The organism is Bacillus sp. FSL K6-1366 (assembly GCF_037976695.1).
GTDB classification, from domain to species: Bacteria; Bacillota; Bacilli; order Bacillales; family Bacillaceae; genus Bacillus; species Bacillus subtilis.
This window is the reverse complement of record NZ_CP150268.1, coordinates 1,947,829-1,972,397: the sequence shown is the minus strand read 5'-3', so window position 1 is coordinate 1,972,397 and position 24,569 is coordinate 1,947,829. Positions and strand designations below refer to the sequence as shown.

25 protein-coding genes are annotated in these 24,569 nt (G+C 47.5%); 18 read left to right on the top strand and 7 right to left on the bottom strand.

Annotated features, from left to right (window positions below):
* The first annotated feature begins 358 nt into the window (after positions 1-358).
* The 5 genes from cydA (at position 359) to MHI44_RS10290 (ending at position 7,108) form a co-directional block, all read left to right on the top strand.
* Positions 359-1,765, top strand: a complete 1,407-nt coding sequence (cydA, locus tag MHI44_RS10310) for a cytochrome ubiquinol oxidase subunit I (protein ID WP_069703973.1) — start codon at positions 359-361, stop codon at positions 1,763-1,765.
* Entirely contained in the window at positions 1,749-2,765 is a 1,017-nt protein-coding gene (gene cydB, locus MHI44_RS10305; protein ID WP_003244559.1) for a cytochrome d ubiquinol oxidase subunit II, read from the top strand. The genes cydA and cydB overlap by 17 nt, the downstream gene beginning before the upstream one ends.
* Positions 2,765-4,468, top strand: a complete 1,704-nt coding sequence (cydD, locus tag MHI44_RS10300; protein WP_015250901.1) for a thiol reductant ABC exporter subunit CydD — start codon at positions 2,765-2,767, stop codon at positions 4,466-4,468. The genes cydB and cydD overlap by 1 nt, the downstream gene beginning before the upstream one ends.
* Positions 4,465-6,192 (top strand): thiol reductant ABC exporter subunit CydC, encoded by a 1,728-nt coding sequence (gene cydC / locus MHI44_RS10295; RefSeq protein WP_003244401.1) that lies wholly within the window; start codon positions 4,465-4,467, stop codon positions 6,190-6,192. The genes cydD and cydC overlap by 4 nt, the downstream gene beginning before the upstream one ends.
* Positions 6,193-6,277: 85 nt before the next feature.
* Complete coding sequence (locus tag MHI44_RS10290; protein ID WP_339203433.1) at positions 6,278-7,108, top strand: NAD(P)H-hydrate dehydratase; 831 nt, start codon at positions 6,278-6,280, stop codon at positions 7,106-7,108.
* A 14-nt stretch (positions 7,109-7,122) separates the two neighbouring features.
* Here MHI44_RS10290 and MHI44_RS10285 read toward each other — a convergent pair whose 3' ends face one another.
* Positions 7,123-8,496: a cytosine permease gene (locus MHI44_RS10285; RefSeq protein WP_003244111.1), complete on the bottom strand. Its 1,374-nt coding sequence runs from the start codon at positions 8,494-8,496 to the stop codon at positions 7,123-7,125.
* A gap of 211 nt (positions 8,497-8,707) precedes the next feature.
* Here MHI44_RS10285 and sigY point away from each other — a divergent pair, with 211 nt between their 5' ends.
* The 6 genes from sigY to MHI44_RS10255 are packed head-to-tail and all read left to right on the top strand — an operon-like array spanning position 8,708 to position 11,612.
* A complete protein-coding gene (gene sigY, locus MHI44_RS10280) occupies positions 8,708-9,244 on the top strand; it encodes an RNA polymerase sigma factor SigY (RefSeq protein WP_015250905.1) in 537 nt (178 codons plus the stop codon).
* Positions 9,237-9,557, top strand: coding sequence for a YxlC family protein (locus MHI44_RS10275; protein WP_003227289.1), 321 nt, complete (start codon positions 9,237-9,239; stop codon positions 9,555-9,557). The genes sigY and MHI44_RS10275 overlap by 8 nt, the downstream gene beginning before the upstream one ends.
* Positions 9,554-9,760, top strand: a complete 207-nt coding sequence (yxlD, locus tag MHI44_RS10270; protein WP_003242917.1) for a sigma Y negative regulator YxlD — start codon at positions 9,554-9,556, stop codon at positions 9,758-9,760. The genes MHI44_RS10275 and yxlD overlap by 4 nt, the downstream gene beginning before the upstream one ends.
* Entirely contained in the window at positions 9,757-9,945 is a 189-nt protein-coding gene (gene yxlE / locus MHI44_RS10265; protein ID WP_003227293.1) for a sigma Y negative regulator YxlE, read from the top strand. The genes yxlD and yxlE overlap by 4 nt, the downstream gene beginning before the upstream one ends.
* Positions 9,946-9,951: 6 nt before the next feature.
* On the top strand, positions 9,952-10,839 hold the full coding sequence (locus MHI44_RS10260; RefSeq protein WP_339203432.1) for an ABC transporter ATP-binding protein: 888 nt from the start codon (positions 9,952-9,954) through the stop codon (positions 10,837-10,839).
* Positions 10,836-11,612, top strand: coding sequence for an ABC transporter permease subunit (locus tag MHI44_RS10255; RefSeq protein ID WP_003243335.1), 777 nt, complete (start codon positions 10,836-10,838; stop codon positions 11,610-11,612). The genes MHI44_RS10260 and MHI44_RS10255 overlap by 4 nt, the downstream gene beginning before the upstream one ends.
* Here the strand turns inward: MHI44_RS10255 and MHI44_RS10250 are convergent.
* On the bottom strand, positions 11,609-12,811 hold the full coding sequence (locus tag MHI44_RS10250) for an MFS transporter (RefSeq protein ID WP_339203431.1): 1,203 nt from the start codon (positions 12,809-12,811) through the stop codon (positions 11,609-11,611). The genes MHI44_RS10255 and MHI44_RS10250 overlap by 4 nt on opposite strands.
* Positions 12,812-12,914: 103 nt before the next feature.
* Positions 12,915-14,558: a catalase KatX gene (katX, locus tag MHI44_RS10245; protein WP_003243042.1), complete on the bottom strand. Its 1,644-nt coding sequence runs from the start codon at positions 14,556-14,558 to the stop codon at positions 12,915-12,917.
* A gap of 128 nt (positions 14,559-14,686) precedes the next feature.
* Here katX and MHI44_RS10240 point away from each other — a divergent pair, with 128 nt between their 5' ends.
* From MHI44_RS10240 to licH, 7 genes are all read left to right on the top strand, one after another.
* On the top strand, positions 14,687-15,277 hold the full coding sequence (locus MHI44_RS10240; RefSeq protein ID WP_003227303.1) for a DNA-3-methyladenine glycosylase: 591 nt from the start codon (positions 14,687-14,689) through the stop codon (positions 15,275-15,277).
* Positions 15,278-15,305: 28 nt separating this feature from the next.
* Positions 15,306-15,464, top strand: a complete 159-nt coding sequence (locus MHI44_RS10235) for a hypothetical protein (protein WP_009968374.1) — start codon at positions 15,306-15,308, stop codon at positions 15,462-15,464.
* A gap of 162 nt (positions 15,465-15,626) precedes the next feature.
* Positions 15,627-17,552, top strand: coding sequence for a transcriptional regulator LicR (gene licR / locus MHI44_RS10230; RefSeq protein WP_069703607.1), 1,926 nt, complete (start codon positions 15,627-15,629; stop codon positions 17,550-17,552).
* Between the two features lie 128 nt (positions 17,553-17,680).
* Entirely contained in the window at positions 17,681-17,989 is a 309-nt protein-coding gene (gene licB, locus MHI44_RS10225) for a PTS lichenan transporter subunit IIB (RefSeq protein ID WP_003218755.1), read from the top strand.
* A gap of 15 nt (positions 17,990-18,004) precedes the next feature.
* A complete protein-coding gene (licC, locus tag MHI44_RS10220; protein WP_015250911.1) occupies positions 18,005-19,363 on the top strand; it encodes a PTS lichenan transporter subunit IIC in 1,359 nt (452 codons plus the stop codon).
* A gap of 18 nt (positions 19,364-19,381) precedes the next feature.
* Positions 19,382-19,714 carry a PTS lichenan transporter subunit IIA gene (licA, locus tag MHI44_RS10215; RefSeq protein ID WP_014478379.1) on the top strand — a complete coding sequence of 111 codons (333 nt, stop codon included), beginning with the start codon at positions 19,382-19,384 and terminating at the stop codon, positions 19,712-19,714.
* Positions 19,711-21,039, top strand: coding sequence for a 6-phospho-beta-glucosidase LicH (licH, locus tag MHI44_RS10210; protein WP_003244285.1), 1,329 nt, complete (start codon positions 19,711-19,713; stop codon positions 21,037-21,039). The genes licA and licH overlap by 4 nt, the downstream gene beginning before the upstream one ends.
* A 33-nt stretch (positions 21,040-21,072) precedes the next feature.
* Here the strand turns inward: licH and MHI44_RS10205 are convergent, their stop codons facing one another.
* From MHI44_RS10205 to dltC, 4 genes are all read right to left on the bottom strand, one after another.
* Entirely contained in the window at positions 21,073-22,164 is a 1,092-nt protein-coding gene (locus MHI44_RS10205) for a branched-chain amino acid aminotransferase (RefSeq protein ID WP_339203429.1), read from the bottom strand.
* Positions 22,165-22,304: 140 nt separating this feature from the next.
* Positions 22,305-23,063 carry an SDR family oxidoreductase gene (locus MHI44_RS10200; RefSeq protein WP_041334503.1) on the bottom strand — a complete coding sequence of 253 codons (759 nt, stop codon included), beginning with the start codon at positions 23,061-23,063 and terminating at the stop codon, positions 22,305-22,307.
* Between the two features lie 90 nt (positions 23,064-23,153).
* Entirely contained in the window at positions 23,154-24,332 is a 1,179-nt protein-coding gene (gene dltD / locus MHI44_RS10195) for a D-alanyl-lipoteichoic acid biosynthesis protein DltD (protein ID WP_003227323.1), read from the bottom strand.
* On the bottom strand, positions 24,332-24,568 hold the full coding sequence (gene dltC / locus MHI44_RS10190; RefSeq protein ID WP_003227325.1) for a D-alanine--poly(phosphoribitol) ligase subunit DltC: 237 nt from the start codon (positions 24,566-24,568) through the stop codon (positions 24,332-24,334). The genes dltD and dltC overlap by 1 nt, the downstream gene beginning before the upstream one ends.
* Position 24,569: the final 1 nt, after the last annotated feature.

The window sequence follows — 24,569 nt, the reverse complement described above, 5'->3', positions numbered from 1 at the left end:
TTGTTCGCAAGGAACGATGTGTTGATGTACGATAATAAAGGGTCATTTATCCTAGCAGCCGACATAAATAAGCAACAAAATAGACAAAAATCCGTCACATAGTGCGGGACTTTTTAGGTATTTTAGGCTTTATTTTTGAAATGAATCGTTGTAAAGTACTTAATATGAACCAGTCAGAGATTGTGTCATTTGGTCAGTCTGGCAATCTTGCCTCATATTGGACGACTTTTTGACACATTTGTGAAATATTGAACAATATTTTTTTTCGTCTATTTTGTGAATTACTGATCAAAGTCTCGGTTCTATTTGTGAAGTAGTGAGCAAATTAACAGTTTTAACCGGAAATGGAGGAGAAAGCATGAGTGAATTGGTATTAGCCCGCATACAATTTGCATCAACAACGTTGTTTCACTTCTTGTTTGTGCCGATGTCTATCGGGCTTGTGTTTATGGTTGCGTTGATGGAGACTCTTTATCTTGTAAAGAAAAATGAGCTGTATCTCAAAATGGCAAAGTTTTGGGGACACTTATTCTTAATAAATTTCGCAGTCGGTGTTGTAACGGGGATTTTGCAAGAATTCCAGTTTGGACTGAACTGGTCAGATTACTCCCGTTTTGTCGGAGATGTATTTGGCGCTCCGCTTGCGATTGAAGCATTATTGGCGTTTTTCATGGAATCTATTTTTATCGGATTATGGATTTTTGGCTGGGACCGCCTGCCGAAGAAAATTCACGCGCTCTGCATATGGCTCGTATCATTCGGAACGATCATGTCATCTTTCTGGATTTTAACAGCAAACTCCTTTATGCAGGAGCCGGTCGGCTTTACGATCAAAAACGGCCGCGCGGAAATGAATGATTTTGGCGCGTTGATTACAAACCCTCAGCTTTGGGTTGAATTCCCGCACGTTATTTTCGGTGCGCTTGCCACTGGAGCTTTCTTTATTGCCGGAGTGAGTGCTTTTAAACTGCTGAAGAAAAAAGAAGTGCCGTTCTTTAAGCAATCTTTTAAACTCGCAATGATCGTCGGCCTTTGTGCCGGTCTTGGCGTCGGCCTTAGCGGACACATGCAGGCTGAGCACTTGATGGAATCACAGCCGATGAAAATGGCTGCCAGTGAAGGCCTATGGGAAGACAGCGGTGACCCTGCTGCTTGGACCGCTTTTGCGACGATCGATACAAAAAATGAAAAAAGCTCAAATGAAATCAAAGTTCCTTATGCCTTGAGCTACTTGGCTTATCAGAAATTCAGCGGAAGTGTCAAAGGGATGAAAACCCTTCAGGCTGAGTACGAAAAAATATACGGAAAAGGCGACTACATTCCGCCAGTGAAAACGACATTCTGGAGCTTCCGTATCATGGTTGGCGCAGGCGTTGTCATGATCCTTGCTGCGTTAGGCGGCCTCTGGTTAAACCGCCGCAAAAAGCTTGAAAACAGCAAATGGTATTTGCGCATCATGATCGCGTTGATTTCCTTCCCGTTTCTTGCGAACTCCGCGGGCTGGATTATGACAGAAATCGGACGTCAGCCTTGGACGGTTATGGGGTTAATGACAACCGCTCAATCTGTGTCGCCTAACGTAACAGCGGGCTCCCTGTTATTCTCAATCATCGCATTCGGTGTGATGTACTTGATTCTGGGCGCGCTGCTTGTCTTCTTGTTTATCCGTGAGATTAAAAAAGGTGCGGAGCATAGTGATCATCATGATGTTCCTGTATCAACAGATCCATTTAGTCAGGAGGTATACCATGGCATCTCTTCATGATCTTTGGTTTATACTCGTTGCTGTATTGTTTGTAGGATTCTTCTTTTTGGAGGGCTTTGATTTCGGGGTCGGCATGGCGACCCGTTTTCTTGGCCATAATGAATTAGAACGCAGAGTGCTGATCAACACGATCGGGCCGTTCTGGGACGCGAATGAAGTGTGGCTTTTGACTGGTGCAGGCGCCATTTTCGCGGCATTCCCAAACTGGTATGCAACGATGCTGAGCGGTTATTACATTCCGTTTGTCATAGTGCTGCTTGCGTTAATGGGCCGCGGGGTCGCGTTTGAGTTCCGCGGCAAGGTGGATCATTTAAAATGGGTAAAGGTTTGGGACTGGGTCGTTTTCTTCGGCAGTCTGATTCCTCCGTTTGTGCTTGGTGTGCTGTTCACGACATTATTCCGCGGGATGCCGATTGATGCCGACATGAACATTCACGCACATGTATCTGATTATATCAATGTATATTCTATACTTGGCGGTGTGACGGTAACACTTCTTTGCTTCCAGCATGGATTAATGTTTATCACGCTGCGTACGATTGGTGATTTGCAAAACCGCGCCCGGAAAATGGCGCAAAAGATAATGGGTGTTGTTTTTGTAGCGGTTCTTGCCTTCGCGGCCCTTTCTGCGTATCAGACAGACATGTTTACACGCCGCGGCGAGATTACCATTCCGCTCGCTGTTTTGATTGTCATCTGCTTTATGCTCGCGGCTGTATTTATTCGTAAGAAAAAAGACGGCTGGACATTTGGGATGACAGGCGCTGGTCTGGCGCTGACCGTGGGAATGATCTTTATTTCCCTATTCCCTCGTGTAATGGTCAGCTCGCTTCATAGCGCATACGATTTAACAGTAGCTAACGCTTCTTCCGGAGATTATTCGCTTAAAGTCATGTCAATTGCAGCATTAACGCTATTGCCGTTCGTCATCGGCAGCCAGATCTGGAGCTATTATGTCTTCCGGAAGCGCGTCAGCCATAAGGAGCCTATGACTTATTAATGGGAAAAGACCTGTTTCGATATAAAGGAATGAAGCGGATTCTCACCTTGATTACTTGTTTAACGATGATTCAGACAGCCGCCATTATTATGCAGGCAGAGTGGCTGAGTGAGGCCGTAACCGGACTGTTCAACGGGAAGGGCATTACCTCCCTTTTTCCGATGATCGGCTTTTTCCTCATCGCTTTTATCGCCCGGCACGGGGTGACGGTGGCGCGACAGAAAATCGTCTATCAATACGCCGCCCGGACAGGAGCAGATTTGAGGAAAAGTTTTCTTGATCAGCTGTTCCGATTAGGCCCCCGCTTTGCAAAGAAAGAGGGGACGGGGCAAATGGTGACGCTGGCGATGGAAGGCATCAGCCAGTTCCGCCGCTACCTGGAGCTGTTTCTGCCGAAAATGGTCAGCATGGCGATTGTGCCTGCGGCAGTTGTCATTTATGTGTTTTTTCAGGATCGGACATCAGCCATCATTTTAGTCGCTGCTATGCCGATTCTGATCATCTTTATGATTCTCCTCGGCCTTGTCGCGCAGAGAAAAGCGGATCGTCAGTGGAAATCCTATCAGAGACTTTCCAATCATTTTGTTGATTCTCTTCGCGGGCTGGAGACATTGCGTTTCCTAGGTTTGAGCAAGTCACACAGCAAAAATATTTTCTATGTGAGTGAGCGGTATCGCAAGGCAACGATGAGCACACTCCGGGTGGCGTTTTTGTCATCATTCGCCCTCGATTTTTTCACGATGCTGTCGGTGGCGACAGTCGCAGTATTTCTGGGCCTGCGCCTCATTGACGGCGATATTTTGCTTGGCCCTGCTTTAACGGCGCTTATTCTGGCGCCTGAGTATTTTTTGCCGGTGCGGGAAGTGGGGAATGATTATCATGCAACGCTGAACGGCCAGGAAGCAGGAAAAACCATTCAAGAGATTTTGTCGCAGCCTGGTTTTAAAGAAGAGACGCCGCTTCAGCTCGAAGCTTGGTCCGATCAGGATGAGCTGAAGCTGTCAGGCGTGTCAGTCGGCCGTTCGGTGTCTGATATTCATCTCTCATTCAAAGGCAAGAAAAAAATCGGCATTATCGGTGCAAGCGGCGCCGGAAAATCAACATTAATTGATATTCTCGGCGGATTTTTAGAGCCGGATGGCGGGATGATTGAGGTTAATGGTACAAGCCGGTCCCATTTGCAGGACGGCAGCTGGCAGAAGAACCTTCTTTACATTCCCCAGCATCCGTACATTTTTGATGATACGCTTGGCAACAACATTCGCTTCTACCATCCAAGCGCTTCGGCAGAGGATACAACACGTGCTGCTGCCTCAGCGGGACTGACGGAGCTGGTGAACAACCTTCCTGACGGATTAGAGGGACGGATCGGGGAAGGCGGCCGGGCGCTCAGCGGCGGCCAGGCACAGCGTGTCGCGCTGGCCCGCGCCTTTTTGGGAAACCGTCCGATCCTGCTGCTGGATGAGCCGACCGCCCATCTTGATATCGAAACAGAATATGAAATAAAAGAAACGATGCTGGATTTATTTGAGGATAAGCTCGTCTTTCTCGCGACTCACCGCCTTCACTGGATGCTCGATATGGACGAAATTATCGTGCTTGACGGGGGCAGGGTTGCGGAAATCGGGACTCACAATGAACTGCTGGAGAAAAACGGTGTGTATACCAAACTCGTGAAGGCACAACTGGGGGAAAGAGCATGAAGAAAGAAGAATGGATTTTGCCGTATATCAAGCAAAATGCCCGCCTGTTCGTTCTGGTTATCTTTTTGGGTGCGGTGACGATTTTTTCTGCTGCTTTTCTCATGTTCACCTCAGGTTTTTTGATTTCTAAAGCGGCGACAAGGCCGGAAAACATTCTGCTCATTTATGTGCCGATTGTCGCTGTGCGCACCTTTGGGATTGCGCGCTCTGTGTCGCGATATGTGGAACGGCTCGTCGGCCATCACATCATTTTGAAAATCGTATCTGACATGCGCGTCCGCCTTTACAATATGCTTGAGCCGGGTGCTTTGATGCTGCGTTCCCGTTTTCGCACGGGGGATATGCTCGGCATTTTGTCTGAGGATATTGAGCATTTGCAGGATGCTTTCTTAAAAACGATTTTTCCTGCGATCTCAGCCTTGCTCCTGTATGCTGTGTCAGTGATAGCGCTCGGCTTCTTCTCTTGGCCGTTTGCCATATTGCTTGCGCTGTATTTGTTTGTTCTTGTTGTATTGTTTCCGGTTGTGTCTTTGCTCGTGACGAGAGCGAAGAATGCGAAGCTGAAAAGCGGACGGAATGTGCTGTACAGCCGTCTGACAGATGCTGTGATGGGTGTCAGCGACTGGATGTTCAGCGGACGCCGGCATGCTTTTATTGATGCTTATGAAAAAGAGGAACGTGATTGGTTTGAGCTTGAACGGAAAAAACAACGCTTTACAAGATGGCGGGACTTTGCTGCGCAATGCCTTGTCGCTGGCCTTATTTTGCTGATGCTGTTTTGGACAGCGGGACAGCAAGCGGACGGCGAGCTCGCTAAAACGATGATTGCCGCTTTTGTGCTAGTGGTGTTTCCGTTGACGGAAGCCTTTTTGCCGCTTTCGGATGCCTTAGGCGAAGTGCCGGGCTATCAGGATTCTATCAGACGCATGAACAATGTGGCTCCTCAGCCGGAGGCGTCACAAACTGAATCAGGGGATCAAATTCTCGATCTTCAAGATGTCACCTTGGCCTTTCGTGATGTGACGTTTTCTTATGACAACAGCAGCCAAGTGCTGCACAACTTTTCCTTTACGCTGCGCCAAGGAGAAAAAATGGCGCTGCTCGGCCGAAGCGGCTCTGGGAAATCAACATCGCTTGCATTAATCGAAGGCGCCTTGAAACCGGACTCCGGTTCTGTGACGTTAAACGGAGTGGAGACAGCGCTGTTAAAGGATCAGATTGCGGATGCGGTGGCCGTGTTAAATCAAAAACCGCACCTGTTTGATACAAGCATTTTGAACAACATCAGGCTCGGAAACGGAGAAGCAAGCGACGAGGATGTGCGCCGCGCCGCAAAGCAGGTCAAGCTGCATGACTACATTGAGTCATTGCCTGACGGATATCATACCTCTGTACAAGAAACCGGCATCCGTTTTTCCGGTGGAGAGCGCCAGCGGATCGCACTTGCGAGGATTTTGCTGCAGGATACACCGATCATCATCCTCGATGAGCCAACAGTCGGCCTCGATCCTATTACCGAACGTGAATTGATGGAAACGGTGTTTGAGGTGCTGAAAGGAAAAACGATTTTATGGATTACACACCATCTCGCGGGAGTGGAAGCAGCCGATAAAATCGTATTTCTCGAAAACGGCAAAACAGAAATGGAAGGAACCCATGAGGAGCTGCTGGCGGCAAACGAACGATATCGCCGCCTGTATCACCTTGATGTTCCTGTAAAATAAAAGACAGCCCTAAAAGGCTGTCTTTTTTGTTTGAAAAAGAAAAGGGACAGGAAAAATAGGAAAAGAAAGCAGAGGAGGGATAGAGATGAATGTTCCATTTTGGACGGAAGAGCATGTAAGGGCCACGCTTCCTGAAAGAGATGCGGAGAGCCATAAAGGCACGTACGGTACGGCTTTGCTGCTGGCTGGAAGTGACGACATGCCGGGAGCAGCGCTGCTTGCAGGGCTTGGGGCCATGCGGAGCGGTCTCGGCAAGCTTGTCATCGGTACATCAGAAAGCGTAATCCCGCTAATTGTTCCTGTTTTGCCCGAGGCGACCTATTGGCGTGACGGCTGGAAAAAGGCGGCGGATGCTCAGCTTGAAGAGACGTACCGAGCCATTGCCATCGGATCGGGCCTTCCGCAAACGGAAAGCGTACAGCAGGCAGTCGATCATGTGCTTACGGCTGATTGTCCTGTTATTTTGGATGCCGGAGCGCTGGCGAAGCGCACATATCCGAAACGGGAGGCCCCCGTCATCCTCACGCCGCACCCGGGCGAGTTTTCCCGAATGACAGGGGTGCCCGTGAACGAATTGCAGAAAAAAAGAGCGGAATATGCAAAGGAATGGGCGGCTCAGCTACAGACTGTCATTGTGTTAAAAGGAAACCAAACCGTCATCGCGTTTCCTGATGGAGACTGCTGGCTCAATCCAACCGGAAACGGGGCGCTCGCCAAGGGCGGAACCGGTGACACGCTGACGGGCAAGATATTGGGGATGCTCTGCTGCCATGAAGATCCAAAGCACGCCATATTAAACGCGGTCTATTTGCATGGTGCGTGCGCCGAGCTCTGGACGGACGAGCACTCCGCTCATACGTTGCTCGCTCATGAGCTATCTGACATCCTGCCCCGCGTGTGGAAACGATTTGAATGATAAAAAAGCTGTCTTCAGAGAGAAGACAGCTTTTCTTGATACCCCGCCCGTTTTTTCAGACGCGGTTTCATTAATACATAGTAAAGCACAGAAGGCACGGCCAAGCCGATAATCCATGCGATGTCTCCGCCGCCAAACATTTTGGCAAGCGGTCCGATGTAAAAGCTTGTGTTGATAAACGGAATTTCCAGCAAGATAGACAGAACGAACGCAATTGTGGTGATCCAATTGACCTTTCCATAAGGCCCGTTTACGTCGAACATGGCTTTGACTTGATACTTTCCGTGGCGAACGAAGTAGTAATCGACTAAATTGATTGCCGTCCACGGAATTAAGAAATAACTGATGAAAAAGATAAAATTCAAAAACAGCTCCATAAAATTGCTCTGTCCCAGTAGGCTTAAGACTGTGCCGACAAGCGTGACACCCAGGATCATGATGATTCTGACTTTGGGCGTGACTTTTAATTTCAGAAACGGCTCCAGCGTTGTTGTCGTGGACATGAAGGCCCCATACAGGTTAAAAACATTGATTGCCATTTGCCCAAATAACACAATGATCAGCATAATAAACGAGAAGGGACCGAACAATTGGACAATCTGGCTGCCTGAGTTTGCCGTAAAGTCAGGAAGTGAGGTTGTCAGCAATGCGCCGAGCAGCATCATCCAGATGGAGCTGACAGATGTACCTGCATAGCTGTACCAAAATGTTTTTGAAGCCGGTGTTTTAACTGGCAGATATCTTGAATAATCGGCAACATACGGCGCGTAGGCAAGCTGCCACGTCGCAACTGCGCTGACTGCCACCAAGAAAATTGGCAGATCAATCGCTCCGGGAATCCAACTGCCTGCTGGAATCGGCAATTGAAAAATGAGAATCGTTGCAGCAAAAAATACAGCAAAAGAGGTCCAAGAAAGGATTTTTTGCATTTTGTGAATCAAATCATGGCCGAAAATGGTGAGTAAAAAACATACGGCGCTTAAGCCTATAATGCTCCATGATCCCGGGATGGGAACAAAGCTGCTTAAGGTTCCGGCCGCCAGAATCGTACTGCTTGCGAAGAAACCAAGGTAGATAAACATGACTAAGAAGAGGGGAAGAATCGCTCCGATTACGCCGAATTGGGCACGGCTTTGAATCATTTGCGGGATGCCTAGCTGAGGGCCTTGCGCGGAATGAGACGCCATAAATATGGCACCGATTAAGGTTCCGCAAATAATAGCGGCAACACTCCAAAACAGATTAAGTCCCATTGCAACGGGAATCGTGCCGGTCACTAACGTGGTGATATGCATATTAGCCCCGAACCATACGGGAAATAAATCTTTCGCTTTACCATGTCTTTCTTCATTCGGAATATATTCAATCGTTCGCCTTTCTACTTTCAATGCATCGTCCTCCATATTGGATGTTTTTTTGAAATCTACATAAAGTCATAGCTTAACAGACTATAAGAGGGTTTACAAATAAGGATATGCAGCCAAACGGCCGGGAAGCCTGATCTGTCAATGGCTGAAAAGAATTGTAAAAAAGATGAACGCTTTTGAATCCGGTGTCGTCTCATAAGGCAGAAAAACAAAAAAGGGGGGATCACGGTCATTGGATACACATGAAGAACAGCGGCTGATCCAGCAGGCGAAAGAGGGAAACGACGAGGCGTTTACAGCCCTTTTCCACTATCACTATTCTTTCTTATATAAATACTTGTTAAAGCTTTCCCTTCACCCCGATCTCAGCGAGGAACTTGTTCAGGAAACCTTTCTGAAAGGGTACATCCATTTAAGAAGCTTTCAGGGCCGTTCAAAATTCTCCACATGGCTGATCTCCATTGCATCGCGGCTCTATCTCGATCACCAGAAAAAGAGAAAGAGAGAATGGAAACGGAATCAGACAGTTACGGAGGAAACAATCCGCAAGATCAAGTGGGACGTGTCGGCGAAAGGGGCAGAGTGGAGCGAAACGCTCGATCTGTTTTCAAAGCTGGACCCTAAACTGCGCACACCGGTTTTATTAAGGCATTACTACGGCTATACCTACGCTGAAATCGGGGTGATGCTTCAAATCAAAGAAGGCACTGTAAAGTCCAGAGTTCATAAAGGGCTCCAGCAAATCAGAAAGGAGTGGGATGATGAATAAAGAAAAGCTTTCTGATCATTTAAAGTCAGAATGGAAAAAAATTGATCAAACAGCCAATCCCTCTATACCGAATCAAAAAGAACTGCTTCACCAGCTGTCACAAATGAAAGCTGAATACAGAAAAAAACTTCTTCAAGAGATCATTTTATTTGTATTCTGCGCGCTGATGGTTGTGAGTGCTGCAATCTTAGCTTTCACTCAAGCTCCTGCTGTGTTTATTGTGCTTCAGGTTTGTGTGCTTGCGGTGCTGCCGATTTTGATTGCGGCTGAGAAAAAAAGGCATCTCGGCGAATGCGAGGTGAAACGCGGATGACACAAACAGAAATTATCATAACGGTTGCGGCTTGTCTCATCGTATTGGCGCAGGGAATCTTTTTATTTATTGATGCGAAAAAACGTAATCACATGGCATGGGTTTGGGGGATTGTCGGATTGATTCAAGCACCGATGCCTCTGATTTGTTATTACTTTTTTGTCATTAGGCCGGATCGGAAGAAAAGGGGGATCAAGCAATGAATATTTCTTGGGAAATGATTTTGCCGCTGATTGTATTACAGCTGGCTTTGGCGGTGTTTGCCCTTATCAGCTGTATAAAAGAAGAGCGGACGAACGGGCCAAAGTGGATGTGGGCTGCAATCATCGTATGTATCAATATTATCGGGCCGATTTTATTTTTCACCGTCGGCAGAAAGCAAAGGTAAGCCGATATGCTGTCTATTGAATCATTATGCAAATCGTACAGGCATCATGAAGCTGTAAAGAATATCAGTTTTCACGTGAATGAAAACGAGTGTGTCGCGCTATTAGGTCCCAATGGAGCCGGCAAAACCACGACTCTGCAAATGCTGGCCGGTCTGCTTTCGCCAACCTCCGGAAACATTAAGCTGTTAGGAGAAAAAAAGCCGGATCGGCGTTTGATTGGGTACCTCCCGCAGTATCCAGCTTTTTATTCCTGGATGACCGCAAATGAATTTTTGACATTTGCGGGGAGACTGTCCGGCCTTTCGAAGAGAAAATGCCAAGAGGAAATCGGCGAGATGCTGGAATTTGTGGGTTTGCACGAAGCGGCGCACAAAAAGATCGGGGGCTATTCAGGAGGCATGAAACAAAGACTCGGTCTGGCACAGGCACTGCTCAATAAACCGAAGTTTTTGATATTGGATGAACCGGTGTCTGCGCTTGATCCGACAGGACGGTTCGAGGTGCTGGACATGATGCGGGAGCTGAAAAAGCATATGGCCGTTCTGTTTTCTACACATGTTTTGCACGATGCAGAACAGGTGTGTGATCAAGTGGTGATTATGAAAAACGGTGAGATTTCATGGAAAGGCGAGTTACAGGAGCTGAAACAACAGCAGCAAACGAACGTTTTTACCCTTTCAGTGAAAGAGAAGCTGGAAGGCTGGCTTGAAGAGAAGCCTTACGTCTCAGCTATTGTCTATAAGAATCCGTCCCAAGCGGTTTTCGAGCTGCCTGATATACACGCTGGCCGGTCATTATTAAGTGACTGTATCCGAAAGGGATTGACCGTCACCCGCTTTGAACAGAAAACGGAGTCTCTAGAAGACGTCTATCTAAAGGTGGTGCACGCATGAAGGTGATGATGGCGCTATTGCAGAAGGAGTGGCTGGAAGGATGGAAAAGCGGCAAGCTGATTTGGCTGCCGATTGCGATGATGATCGTCGGGCTGACACAGCCGCTGACCATTTATTATATGCCGGAAATCATCGCACATGGAGGGAACCTTCCTGACGGCATGAAAATCAGTTTTACGATGCCCTCCGGGTCTGAAGTGATGGTCAGCACGCTTTCTCAATTCAACACGCTTGGCATGGCTCTGGTCATCTTTAGCGTGATGGGCAGTGTAGCCAATGAAAGAAATCAAGGGGTAACAGCGCTGATTATGTCGCGGCCTGTGACGGCAGCCCATTATATCGTGAGTAAATGGCTCATCCAAAGCGTGATCGGCATTATGTCGTTTGCAGCTGGATACGGGCTTGCTTACTATTACGTCCGGCTGCTGTTTGAGGACGCATCATTCAGCCGCTTTGCCGCAAGCCTTGGCCTTTACGCGCTTTGGGTGATATTTATTGTGACCGCCGGCCTTGCCGGAAGTACGATATTCCGGTCTGTCGGAGCAGCTGCGGCTTGCGGGATCGGGCTCACAGCAGCCGTTTCCTTTGCTGTTTCATTATTTCCAGATGGTGCGAAGTGGCTTCCGGCTGAGATTTGCAAGCAGGCGGAGCATATCCTTCTTCATGGAGAGCGGGCAGATTTTTTCGGATGGTCACTCACTTTCTCCATTCTGTGCATCATGCTTCTGGCCGTGTTTTCTGTGTGGCGCTTCCGGCGGTATGAAAGCTATTAATTGATCATGTTACGTTTTTGCGCGAGCATCACAAAAAAGGCGGCAAATGCCAGAGACCCGGCTCCATAAAAAACTCCCGCAAGCCCGACAAGCTGTGCGATTTTTCCGGCAAGAAGGGGCCCGAGGAAGATGCCTAGCGCATAAAATGATTGATAAAACCCCATCACTGACATTTTTAAACGGGCAGAACTGATTTCGACGACATGGCTTAGCAGCAGAGGAAAAACGAAGCCGAGCGCCAGCCCGATACAGGCGTGTGTGATGCAAACCGTGAACAATGCAGCTGAAAAAGGAACATATAGCAAACAGACCCCGGTGACAGCGAAACTAATGAGCATCACGGAGTAAGCGATAAGGCTTGTAAAGCGCAGAAACACAAAGCTTAATGTGGCGGCTGCGTGTGGGAGGAAAAAGGCGCTCATCACCCAAAGCAGCTCCGCGTCGCCCATTCCGAGCTGATCCATGTAAAGCGGCGTAAAACCAAACACTGTCATAAATAATATGGCATGGGCCGTCATAGACAGGATGGTGAAAAGCTTCAGCTTTGGCAGCCGCAATGTATCTTTGATGTACTGATTGACACGAATGGTGCCACGGTTTGCGGGAGGAGCAGACGGATCCTTAATAAAGCAGCAGATCACCAGACCTGCGGCAGAAGCTGCCAGCGCCATCCAAAAAGGAACCTGCCTCCCTAAATGGGCTGCGGCGAGCCCGCAGAACACAATGCTGGCAAACTGAGGCATGACGGTAAAAAACTGCATGATGCCCATTGCTTTTGATGCATTGCCATTGTTGAAATAATGTGCGTATAAAATGGTCGCCATCACCCACGTAGAAGCAGTGATTCCCGCGAAAAGCCGGGCGGCCAGCACGAAGAAGAAAGAATCAAACATCAGAAAAAGCAGGCTGCTGAGGACGGAAAAGCCGAACCCGGCAATTAACAATTGCTTGCGCAAGGAAAACAGGATGTCTGACAAAAGGCCGAGCGGGAATCGCAGAAGGATTTGCGTGACCCCGTAGCTGCCGAGAATGATGCCGATTGCGCCATATGAAAAGTGCAGATCCTCCAAATACAGACTGAATACAGGAACGTAAATATAGCCTGAAAACCAGAAACAAAATACCATGCATAAAAAAACGGCGTGATCTAAGGCGCCGATTGTTTTTTTCTGAGGAATCAAGTCCTGCTGTAATTCCATCTTATCTCTCCACCCCTTTCCTTCCAGTACAACACAATTGTTGAAAGCGTTTCAATAGAAAAATAAAAAAACAGGGCTTCAAAAAAAGCCCTGTTCGCTGTTGTTAATACGGATCAGATGGATGGCTCTCCTGTTCAGCCTGCTTTGCAGCCTGTTCCGTTTCAGTTGTGCCGATCGGCCCGTTGCTGTTGTTTTCGGAAACCTTTTTTAGCCCTTCTGCTACACGTTTTCCGTAGTCAGGATCAGCTTTTGTGAAATTCTCAATCATTTGATCCTGAATTTCTTTTCGGCACGTAGAAAGCGTATTCACCAAATTCGTAATCAATTCGTTCCGCTCAAATTCAGTAAATCTCCGGTACGTTTCTCCAGCCTGTCCGAAGTTGTTTGTTCTGTCAATCGCTTCACGCTTTACATCACCTTCGACATGCGGCGTATGGTCTTTTCCGTCCTGCTTCGCTTCCTTCAGCCCGCCCATAATGGATGGCTCATAGTTGACGTGCGGGTTTTGTCCTTCTGCTCTATCGACCCGATATTGCATCTGCCCGCCTTCCTGGTTGGTGGCGACATGCTTTTTCGGCGAGTTGATCGGAAGCTGCAGGTAATTTGCGCCTACACGGTAGCGCTGCGTATCAGAGTAGGCAAACGTACGCCCCTGGAGCAATTTGTCGTCTGAAAAATCAAGCCCGTCGACAAGCACCCCCGTTCCAAATGAAGCTTGCTCCACTTCCGCATGGTAGTTTTCCGGATTTTTGTTCAGAACCAATTTGCCGATCGGTTTCCATGGAAAATCGTCTTTATACCACAGTTTTGTCGGATCAAGAGGATCAAAGTCCAGTTCAGGATGCTCATCATCGCTCATGATTTGTGCATACACTTCCCACTCTGGATAATCGCCATTTTCAATCGCGTCATATAAATCCTGTGTGGCATGGTTAAAGTTTTTCCCTTGAATCTCTTCTGCTTCCTTCTGTGTCAGGTTGCGGATGCCCTGCTTCGGTTCAAAATGGTATTTCACGAGAACGGCCTTGCCCTCCTCATTCACCCATTTATAGGCATGTACGCCTGAACCCTGCATTTGCCGGTAGTTGGCCGGAATGCCCCAAGGCGAAAACAAGAAGGTGATCATGTGTGTCGCTTCAGGAGATTGAGAAATGAAATCGAAGATACGTTCACCATCCTGGATGTTTGTCACTGGATCAGGCTGAAATGCGTGTACAAGATCCGGAAATTTCAGCGGGTCGCGGATAAAAAAGATTTTCAGGTTGTTTCCGACCAAATCCCAGTTTCCGTCTTCTGTATATAGCTTTACAGCAAAACCGCGCGGGTCTCTCAATGTTTCAGGCGAGTGTTTTCCATGATTCACAGTTGAAAAACGGACAAATGCCGGTGTTTTCTTGCCTTTTTCCTGAAAGAGCTTGGCCCTTGTGTATGTTGAAATCGGTTCGTCTCCGAAGCTTCCGTACGCTTCAAAATATCCATGTGCACCTGCTCCCCTGGCATGAACAACCCGCTCTGGGATGCGTTCCCGGTCGAAGTGGCTGATCTTTTCGAGAAAATCATAGTTCTCAAGTGTTGTAGGCCCTCTATTCCCGACGGTTCTCACATTCTGGTTGTCAGTAACAGGATGCCCCTGCCTATTCGTTAAGGTATCCTCTGACTCGTTTTTCCCGGATGTCTTATGAGAAAACGCTTCCTCGCTCCCTTGGGCATTTGATTGGTGCTGCTTGTTTTGATGATCATCTTTCAATGGTTGGCCCTCCTTTTTTGAACGGTAACAATATTCCCTGAATGGAAAGATTTTAAAACAGCCGTTTTTTTTGATCTGCTTCGGGAATGGTACAATGTACAAAAATCGGTAAAAGGAGAGGTCGATTCGTGACGAGAGAAAAAAATCCGCTGCCCATCACGTTTTATCAAAAAACCGCTCTTGAGCTTGCCCCATCGCTTCTGGGCTGCCTTCTTGTAAAAGAAACAGACGAAGGCACAGCGTCAGGCTATATTGTGGAAACAGAGGCCTATATGGGGGCTGGAGACAGAGCGGCCCACAGCTTTAACAACCGCCGGACGAAGCGGACTGAGATCATGTTTGCAGAAGCTGGGCGGGTATATACATACGTGATGCACACCCATACATTGCTGAATGTCGTTGCGGCGGAAGAGGATGTCCCGCAAGCAGTATTAATCAGGGCGATTGAGCCGCATGAAGGCCAGCTGTTAATGGAGGAGAGAAGGCCGGGCAGGAGTCCGAGGGAATGGACAAACGGACCAGGAAAGCTGACGAAAGCGCTTGGCGTCACGATGAATGACTACGGACGCTGGATCACGGAACAGCCGCTTTACATCGAAAGCGGGTACACACCGGAAGCAATTTCAACCGGCCCGCGCATCGGCATTGACAACAGCGGGGAGGCACGCGATTATCCATGGCGTTTCTGGGTGACGGGAAACAGGTACGTGTCGCGTTAGCATGTTTAAGGAAGAGGCAATCAGGGGAATGGTTGAGAAAAAAGAAGGGAGAATCGGAGCTTTGAAAAAGATGATCAAAACCGTTATCAAATGGGCGCCGGTCATTTACCCGATTGTTCGAAAAATCATGAAGGACCGCAAGGCGTCTAAACAAAAGAATATGTCCGCATCTAGAACAGCCGGCTGATCCCGGCTGTTTTTTTATAGGTCAGTTTTCCCTCTAGTCCTCCGGATGTTCATTGACTTGCCATTCTCTCCATTATAGAATTTATATACATTTCGCATCCCTTCATCATCCTTTCTGCCTATTCACTGAATCCCTGCATCTACTAGTTAGGAGGTTTTTCTCATGCTTCATGGGCGACTACGTGATATTCTGCGCTTGCTGATGGCGGCTGAAGCCCCGGTGACAAGTTCGTTTTTTGCCGCGCAATTAAACGTAACGACGCGGACAGTCCGCAATGATATAAAGGAACTTCAAGGTGTGCTAAGCGGCCACGGTGCCTTTGTACAATCTGTAAGAGGCTCCGGCTACAAGCTCCGCATTGATGACGAGCAAGTATTCAGAACACTGCTGCAAGATGAATTTCAGCAAAAAAAGGGCCTGCCGGTATTGCCGGAGGAGAGAATGGCCTATCTTATGAAACGTCTGCTGCTGGCGGACCATTATCTCAAGCTCGATGAACTTGCTGAAGAACTATTTATCTCAAAATCTACACTCCAAACGGATTTAAAGGAAGTAAAGAAACGTCTGCTGCCTTACCGCATCGTCATGGAAACACGTCCGAATTACGGCTTCAAGCTGCGCGGGGACGAGGTGCAGATGAGGTACTGCATGGCGGAGTACATTGTTGATGAAAGAGAAACGGAGATAGATGTTTTAAATGAAAAGGCTGATATTTTGCCAAAAGAAGAAATTGAGATCATCCGTTCCGCCATCTTGAAAAAAATGAAAAACGACCGCATCCCTCTGTCCAACATGGGACTGAATAACCTCATTATCCATATCGCTATCGCCTGTAAACGGATCAGAACGGAAAACTATGTTTCTCTTTTCCCGAAAGATATGGATCATATCCTGCATCAAAAGGAGTACCAGGCTGCAGAAGCCATCGTAAAAGAGCTGGAATCAAAGCTTGCCGTTACGTTTCCGAAAGACGAGACGGCCTACATCACCATGCATCTCCTTGGCACAAAACGAATGACACAATCACAATGCGGAGAGGACACATTTTCAATAGAAGAGGAAACCGATCAGCTGACACTTGCCATGATCAAAGCTGTTGATCGTGAACTGAAGCTTGGCATCCTGCATGACAAAGAGCTGAAAATCGGCTTGGCACTGCATATGAAGCCGGCGATCAGCCGCAACCGATACGGCATGAATCTTCGAAATCCGATGCTGGCAGCGATCAAGGAACATTATCCACTCGCTTTTGAAGCCGGGATCATTGCCGGAATCGTGATAAAGGAACAAACGGGTATTGAGATTCATGAAAACGAAATTGGATATTTGGCTCTCCACTTTGGCGCCGCGATTGAACGAAAAAAAACAGAAAGCCCGCCGAAACGCTGTATCATTGTATGCGCATCGGGAGCCGGAAGCGCCCAGCTTCTGCGCGAAAAACTGCGTTCCCATTTCGGCAAGCGGCTCGATATTCTTGGAACGGCTGAGTATTATAGTCTTGATCAAATGTCCTACGAATCAATTGATTTTGTCATCAGCACCATTCCGATTAAAAAAGAGCTCCCTGTACCAGTACTGAAGGTTAACACCATCTTAGGCGGAACTGACTTTACAAAAATAGAATCTATTCTGAGTGATGAAAAGGAAAAAGCCAATCGCTACCTAAAAAAAGAACTCGTTTTTTTTCAGGAGGATCTGCGCTCAAAAGAAGAAGTGATTCAATTTTTAGGGCAGAAAGTGGTCGAATGCGGCTTTGCCGATGAAGAAATCATAGATTCCATTTTTGAAAGAGAAGACATGTCGCCAACGTGTTTTGGCAATCTTGTTGCCATCCCGCACCCGCTTGTTCCGCAGACGAAAACAACGTTTTGGGCCGTTTGTACGCTCAAAAAACCAATCGATTGGGAGAGTCAGCGAGTTCAGTTTGTCTGTCTGCTTTGTGTCGAAAAGGAGAACAAAGCGGATTTGCAAAGCATGTATAAACTGCTTGGCAGCATTTTGGATGACCCGGCGGCGGTGAACCAGCTGATCAAATGCCGTTCATATCAAGAGCTTTCGGATGTGTTTGACCAAAAAATGCTGAGCTGACAGCCTGTATATACCTTTTTTCCGTTGCCTGCGGAAAAACCCTGAGTGTTTATGAAAGCGATTTCATAATATGATGATAGCAACAGCAGGACATTACAAAATTGATCAAACTCTAGGGGGTCTTTTACATGAATATATTACTCGTTTGTGCAGCAGGCATGTCTACTAGTTTACTGGTGAGCAAGATGGAAAAAAGTGCGCAGGAACAGGGAAAAGACTATACCATTTGGGCAGTTTCAGGCGATTCTGTACAAAATCATATCGATAAAGCGGATGTATTGCTTCTCGGTCCGCAAGTCCGTTACATGCTTCCACAGCTCAAAAAATTAGGAGAGTCAAAGGGGGTTCCGGTAGACGTCATTAATACCGTCCATTATGGCACGTGCAATGGGGCGGAAGTGCTGAAATCAGCTGAACAGCTTGGACATGTGTCATAGAGAGGGGCGGGCTATGTGAATAAAGTCAATCAGATCTTAGAAGAAAAGGTCATGCCTATAGCGGGAAGAATTGCGGGACAGCGTCATTTGCAGGCGCTGCGTGATGGTATCATCCTCACGATGCCCCTGATTATCATCGGTTCCTTTTTCCTCATCATTGGCAACCTCCCGATCCCGGGATACGCTGAGTTTATGGCAAAAACGTTTGGCAGCTCCTGGTCTGAAAAACTGGCCTACCCAGTCGACGCGACCTTTGAAATTATGGGTCTTGTCGCCGCGTTCGGCATCGCCTACCGGCTCGCCGAGAAATACGGCGTTGATGCCTTGTCGGCCGGAGCCATTTCCCTTGCGGCATTTTTATTAGCAACACCTTATCAAGTGCCGTTTATGCCGGATGGCGCGACGAAAGAAATCATGGTTGGCGGCGGGATTCCGCTTTCGCTTATGGGAAGCAAAGGCCTGTTTGTCGCCATGATTATCGCAATGGTGTCCACAGAGATTTACCGCCTCATTATCCAGCGCAATTTAGTCTTCAAAATGCCGGATGGTGTTCCGCCGGCGGTAAGCAAGTCATTTGTCGCGTTAATCCCCGGCTTTGCCGTCATCTTCCTGATTTGGGCAGCCCGGCTGATTGTTGAAGCGACACCGTTTGAAAGCCTTCATAATATTGTAAGCGTTTTATTGGGGACTCCGCTTTCCATTCTGGGAGGAAGCCTTGGAGGAAGCCTTGTCGCCGAAGCCGTCAAAATGCTTTTATGGGCCTGCGGCCTTCACGGTGCAAACATTGTCGGCGGCGTCATGGCACCGATTTGGTACGGCGCAATGGATGCCAACCGGATCGCATTCCAAGCCGGTGAGGAGCTTCCTAAGATTTTCACCCAGCAATTTTTCGATATCTGGGTCAATATCGGCGGAAGCGGCGCCACATTGGCACTGGTTGTCACGATGTTCCTGCGCGCCCGAAGCAAACAAATGAAGCAGCTCGGGAAGCTTGCGGTCGGCCCGGCCATCTTCAATATTAACGAACCGATTATATTCGGAATGCCGATCGTCATGAACCCAATGCTCTTACTTCCGTTTATCATCACACCGCTTGTCACAGTGACACTTACGTACATCGGAATGAGCACCGGCCTTGTCGCAAAACCGGCGGGTATCGCAGTGCCGTGGACCATGCCGCCGATCTTTTCAGGCTACTTGGCGACAGGAGGAAAAGTCTCAGGTGCGGTCATGCAAGCCATTAATATTGCCGTGTCCTTTGTTGTCTACTATCCATTCTTCAGAATGTGGGATAAGCAGAAGCTGAAAGAAGAAAACGATCTGGAGCTGGTCCAAACGCCTGCAGCATCAGATGACAAAGAAGCGGCTCTGTAGAGAAAGGAAGTGAATCGCGTGAATGAGGAAATGGAACAAATCATTTTTCAAATCATCCTTCACGGAGGAAACGGTAGGAGCTCCGCAATGGAGGCCATTGCCGCTGCGAAAAGCGGTGACGCAGAAGAAGCGCGGAAAAAGCTTCAAGACGCTGCTGAAGAATTGTCAAAAGCCCATCATTATCAGACAGAGCTGATCCAAAATGAAGCGAGCGGAGAAAAGACGGAAATGACGCTTCTGATGGTTCATGCACAGGATCATTTAATGAATGCAATGACAGTGAAGGATATGGCTGCAGAGATCATTGAGTTATATGAAAAAATCACCGAGCAAAGGGGAGCAAGCATATGACAAAAGGATTGAAGATTGTAACGATTGGCGGAGGTTCAAGCTATACGCCCGAGCTAGTGGAAGGGTTTATTAAACGGTATGATGAGCTGCCTGTGCGCGAATTATGGCTCGTCGATATCCCCGAGGGCGAAGAAAAGCTGAATATTGTCGGCACACTCGCCAAACGGATGGTTGAAAAAGCTGGCGTCCCGATCGACATTCATCTTACGCTCGACCGGAGAAAAGCGCTGAAAGACGCAGACTTTGTCACGACCCAATTCCGTGTCGGACTTTTGCAGGCAAGAGCAAAGGATGAGCGCATTCCGCTAAAATACGGAGTGATTGGCCAGGAAACAAACGGCCCGGGAGGCCTGTTTAAAGGATTGCGCACAATTCCGGTCATCCTTGAGATCGCAAAGGACATAGAAGAGCTTTGCCCGAACGCTTGGCTTGTTAACTTCACAAACCCTGCCGGCATGGTAACAGAAGCCTTGCTTCGCTACTCCAACCTGAAGAAAGTCGTCGGTCTCTGTAATGTTCCAATCGGCATCAAAATGGGCGTAGCCAAAGCGCTTGATGTAGATGTGGACCGCGTAGAAGTCCAATTCGCCGGACTGAACCATATGGTATTTGGGCTGGATGTTTTCTTGGACGGCGTAAGTGTGAAGGAGCAAGTCATCGAGGCGATGGGCGACCCGAAAAACGCGATGACAATGAAAAATATCTCAGGCGCCGAATGGGAACCGGATTTCTTAAAAGCGCTCAATGTCATCCCTTGCGGCTATCACCGTTACTATTTCAAAACAAAAGAGATGCTGGAGCACGAACTGGAAGCATCACAAACGGAGGGCACCCGCGCAGAAGTCGTACAGAAGGTCGAAAAAGAGCTGTTCGAGCTTTATAAAGATCCGAACCTTGCGATCAAACCGCCGCAGCTGGAAAAACGGGGCGGAGCTTACTACAGTGATGCAGCATGTAACTTAATCAGCTCCATTTATAATGATAAACATGACATTCAGCCGGTGAACACAATCAATAATGGTGCAATAGCGAGCATTCCAGACGATTCCGCAGTTGAAGTGAACTGTGTGATGACGAAAACTGGCCCTAAGCCAATTGCTGTCGGCGACTTGCCGGTGTCTGTCCGTGGCCTCGTCCAGCAAATCAAATCCTTTGAACGTGTCGCGGCAGAAGCGGCAGTTACAGGTGACTACCAAACTGCACTCCTTGCCATGACGATTAACCCGCTTGTCCCGTCCGATACTGTGGCCAAACAGATTTTAGACGAAATGCTGGAGGCGCACAAAGCGTATCTGCCGCAGTTTTTCAACAAAATTGAAGCGTAAAAAAAGCCGGCCTGTAATGGGCCGGCTTTTTTCTTACTTGCTTTCAGTCAGCGCTGCGACTTCGGTCGTCCATCCGAATTCGTCTGCGACAGCGCCTTTTTGAATGCCTGTAATCGTGTCATATAGTTTTTTTGCGATTTCTCCTGTTTCACCGTTGTTGATCGAAAGTGTTTCATCCTGCCAGATCAGCTCGCCGACTGGGGAAATAACAGCTGCTGTACCTGTTCCGAAGGCTTCTTCCAGGATGCCGTCTTTATGGGCTTGGATGACCTCATCGATCGCAATTTTTCGTTCTGAAACTTGAAGGCCCCAATGCTTAAGCAAGGCGATGACTGAATTGCGCGTAATGCCTTCCAGGATGCTTCCGTTCAGCATCGGCGTTACGATTTCACCGTTGATTTTGAAGAAGATGTTCATGCTTCCGACTTCTTCGATGTATTTCTTCTCAATGCCGTCCAGCCAAAGCACTTGGGAAAATCCTTTCTCTTCGGCGACCTGCTGCGCTTTTAAGCTTGAAGCATAGTTCCCTGCGGTTTTGGCATTTCCTGTTCCGCCTTTTACCGCACGGACAAATTTACTTTCAACAGCGATTTTGACCGGCTTAATGCCTTCTTTGTAATAAGAGCCGACCGGAGAAAGAATGATCAAGAGCTTATACGTATGAGATGCCGCAACACCAAGGAAAGGCTCGGTTGCGATGATGAACGGACGGATGTAAAGGGACGTGCCCTCCGCATTTGGAATCCAGTCTTTATCAATTGCGACAAGCTGCTTTAAGCCTTCAAGAACCTGTTCTTCATCAATTTGCGGGATGCAGAGGCGGTCGTTTGATTGATTCAGGCGTTCCATATTTTTTTCCGGTCTGAAAAGCAGAACATGGTCATCCTCTGACACGTAAGCCTTTAACCCTTCAAACACGGTTTGGCCGTAGTGATAGACCATTGCAGCCGGATCCATTGATAAGGGTTGATAAGGAATGATTCTTGGATCGTACCAACCTTTATCTGCCGCATAGTCCATTACAAACATGTGGTCTGTAAACACTCTTCCGAACGAAAGCTGATTTGGGTCTGGTTTCGGTTTTTTTGTTGATGTCAATTCAACGCGAATCGTTTGTTTAGTCATGGTCAATCTCCCTGCTGTTAAATTGTTTATATTATCAAACTTATTTGAAAATAATTATATTCTATTGTATACCTTCAACAAATAATCGCAATAGGTTTGCTCAAATTTGTAAGAAATTCATATGAAAAAAGCAGGAGAAATTAATTCTCCTGCGTGTTCATATGCTCGAATAATCTGTCATAATCGGCGCGAGTGGCATCCCGAAGACCTTCAACACGTTCATTTGTAATCTCCTGTTTGCCTTCCTTCAAGCCGTCCAAGAAATATTGAACATATTCTTCAGATGAAATGCCCCGGTACGTCAGGCCTTGTTTATCGCGTGATTTTTGGTTTAAGCCCGTGTCCACCATAGGCGGTGCCATTTCAATCACTTCCACGCTCGTGTCGCGGAGCTGGTGTCTGAGCGTAAGCGAGAACGAGTGAAGTGCCGCTTTTGTTGCGCAGTACACCGGATAAACAGCTAACGGGTTAAACGCAAGCCCGGATGTGACCTGAACGATTGCCGCCTCGGGCTGCTTCATCAAATGAGGTGTGAAAAGGGCGGATAAATGGACAGGCGCTTGGAAATTAAGTTCAATTTCATCACCGTCCACAAAAAGCTCCTCTGTCCCTTTTTTAAAGTCAATTTCCTTTTGAATGCCGGCGTTGTTGACGAGAACATTCAAGTTCGGATATTCCTTTAAAGCCCATTCATACAATGCTTCCCGCTGCGAACGGTCTGCAACATCACATTGCTTTGTATGGATGTTTGGGAGCTGCTGCTTCGCTTCTGCAAGACGTGCTTCGCTGCGTCCGCAAATGATAACTTCATTGCCGAGCTCCACCAGGCGCTTGGCAAATTCAAGCCCGATGCCAGCAGAACCCCCTGTGATTAAAACCGTATTGCCTGTCATCTTCATTGGATGTAACACCTCTTAATTAAGTTGGCTGTGATTCCTTTACTATTTCAAATCTTAGCAGGAAATATGCAGCCGCGTCCTATGAGATGCTCAGGATGAAGTGACTTTTCCGGTTTTATAAAATTCGTCAATAGCTTTATCAACATACACCCAGCCTTTCCAGCCGATGTGAATGGTGTCTTTCATGAAATACGGGTCATATTCATGCCCTGAGAAATCAGCAACCTGGAAGCCCTTCGCTCTGATTTGTTTATTTACCTTTTTGTAATAGTCAGTGCGTCCTTTTTTCGGGAAGCCCGTGTAATCGTACCATTTCCCGTTAACAGGAATGGTGACAAACATAGGCTCTGCGCCCGCATCCTTCAGGATATCGAGCATCATTTCAAAGTCGCCATATTCCGGTGACACCGCATACGATCTTCCTTTGTTTTTCCCTTTCAGCTTAGGCACTTTCGGCTTCAGCTTTTTATAGACAGGGTTGTCGATGTGAAAATCGTTAGAACCGGAGTGGCGTTTGCCTGATTGATCCGCTAGTTTATTCAATTCAGACCATGACTTATCCTTTACTGACTGCGAGATATAGCGCTTTGGCCCGGATGATTCTGTCGTTGAATAATACAGATCTTTCTTTTCCAGCATGCTGTAATACACTTTCGCCGCCGGCTTCAGCGCGTTCACTTTCCACGTCTGACCGTTTACCATTGCTTTGTACAGCTCAGAAAGAATGGCATCGTTTTGCACAGCCTTAAAGCGAAGCATGCGTTTCATCATTTTCTTTTTAATTTCAGGATCGATCTGATCGTTAAATGCCAAATCAAGCCCTTGCAGCGCAGAATAGTTCGGCGCGAAATGCTGTTCATCAGACCCGCGCTTAATAAACCATTGCGGAGACACGATGAATACGATTTTTTTGCCCTTCAGCTGATCCATATGGGCAGCGAAGTTTAAAGAATGAATCAATGACTGGGATCCGCCTTTGCCGACAAGGTATGGCGTGAATCCCTCATTGTTTACCTGAAAATAATTAGATGGGTGGAACTCGTCCAGCCGAGAAAGCTCAGAAGACCCGTAAATCGGAAGATATGTCGGATCTTTGAGCATCTGATCTTGTAAATATAGCCCTTGAAACATACTCGGATTCAAGGCTGTTGCTGACTCTTTCACACGCTTATCGGTGATGAAGCCTGTCAGCCATGAAGATGGAATTGCGATGGCGCCTGCGAATAGAATAAACGCCAAAATAATTGGACCGAAAAAACGCTTTTTCATTATTTCAACTCAGACAGCTGATTTACAATGTTGTTAGGTGTATTCCAAACGTCCCGGTCAAATTCAGTGATCGGCACTAAAATATCAAAACGGTTTTCAATCGCAAGCAGCAATTCTACTGTTCCAAAAGAATCAAGCAAACCTTCTTCAAAAATTTCAATATCAGGATTTTCCTTTACGATGTCATCCTGGCAAACCTCTGCTAAAACGTCTAATACCTCTTGTTTAAAATCCATA